Raw genomic sequence first — 1,410 nt, forward strand, 5'->3', positions numbered from 1 at the left:
TTCCCGCAGCGATGCCGAAAGCCGGCCGATTTCCGCCGCACCGCCGACATCGGGGATCGCCACCCCGCGTTCGCCCTTGCCGATCCGCTCCGCCGCGTCGGCGATGGCGCCGAGCGGGCGGGCGATGCGGCCGGCGGCGAACCAGCCGATCACGCTGAACAGCAGGGCAAGCACCGCGCCGGACGTGACGATCGTCGCCCGCAGCCGGTTGGTTTGGGCATAGACAATGCCGGCCGGCTGGCTGGCGACGACGGTCCAGCCCAGCCCCGCATAATCGTGCAGTCCCTTGCCATGGGCCACCCCGGTCACATAGGTGACGCCGTCGGGCCAGACCTCGCTGCTCCAGCCGTCGCGAAGCCGGCTGGTCGGCACCGGCAGGGGCTTGCCGACTGCCGAATCGGGGCCGATCAGCACGGTGCCGTCGGCCGACAGGATATAGAGCGTCAAGCCCTTTCGGTCGGTCAAAGGCTCGATCAGCTGCCGGATCGAGACATGGGCCCATTCCCAGCTGTAATGGGCGGCCAGCACGCCGACGACCGTGCCGTCCGCCTTCTGCAAGGGAGCGGACACATCGACGAATTTCGGCGTTTCGCCCTCCAGATAGGGGACCTTGCCGCGCAGCGCCATCGCTTCATGCACGTCGCCGACGAACAGGCCCTTCATGCCTTCCTGGTGGACGGGCCGGCTGGAGATGTCGGCGCCCATCAGCAACCCGTTGGATGCGGCGACAACCCGTCCGTTCACATCGGTCATGCCGATCCAGGCGATCGTCGGGTCGCGGCGCTTCAACTCGTCGATGGTCGATTGCGCCACCGCCGGATCCTTCAGCGCATCGATCCGCGACAGCGCGGCGATCTGGTTGGCGCGCGCCCACATGGTCAGATCGAGCTGCCGGGCCAGCGATTGGGCCAGCCCGGTCATCGAGTTGCCGACCTCCTTAGCCAGCGCATCCGCCGCGCCGTTGCCGACCACCACCCCCTTCACCAGGGTCGATCCAAGCAACAGAACCGCCAGGGTGACCGCAACCGTGACGCGCAGGCCGATTGCCCGGCCCGGTTTTCGGCCGGTGGCGCTGTTCTTTCCGGCGATCTTCTGTCCTGCAACCCTCTGTCCGGCAGTGCTGCCGCTCGGCTGTCCAAGAGCCGTCATGGTGGCGTGATCCTTTCGGGCGGCTTTGGACAAGCCGGAATGGGACGATCGGTGAAGACGCTCTATCATCCCAGCCCTTTATAAAGGGTCAAGCGGAAGGACCGCAGCCTTTGCGATTTGGATCGGCGGTGTGGCGCGGCGTCTGGCATTTTTCATCCGGACCCCAGCCAAAAAAGTTCGCAAAGCTGACTTTCAGCATATTGCGTAAAAAGGAAAAGGCCGCTAGCTATACAGCCGCGGCCCGAGTTTAGGGAGGAAACG

Annotated in this window: 1 protein-coding gene; it reads right to left on the bottom strand. The window is 65.7% G+C overall.

What is annotated here, in order from left to right:
* Positions 1 to 1,149, bottom strand: a 1,149-nt coding sequence (locus I71_RS04575; protein WP_159107346.1) for a cache and HAMP domain-containing protein, incomplete at its 3' end; no start/stop codon positions are given.
* Positions 1,150 to 1,410 lie beyond the last annotated feature (261 nt).

It is taken from the genome of Azospirillum sp. B506, assembly GCF_000333595.1.
In the GTDB taxonomy this organism is placed as follows: Bacteria; Pseudomonadota; Alphaproteobacteria; order Azospirillales; family Azospirillaceae; genus Azospirillum.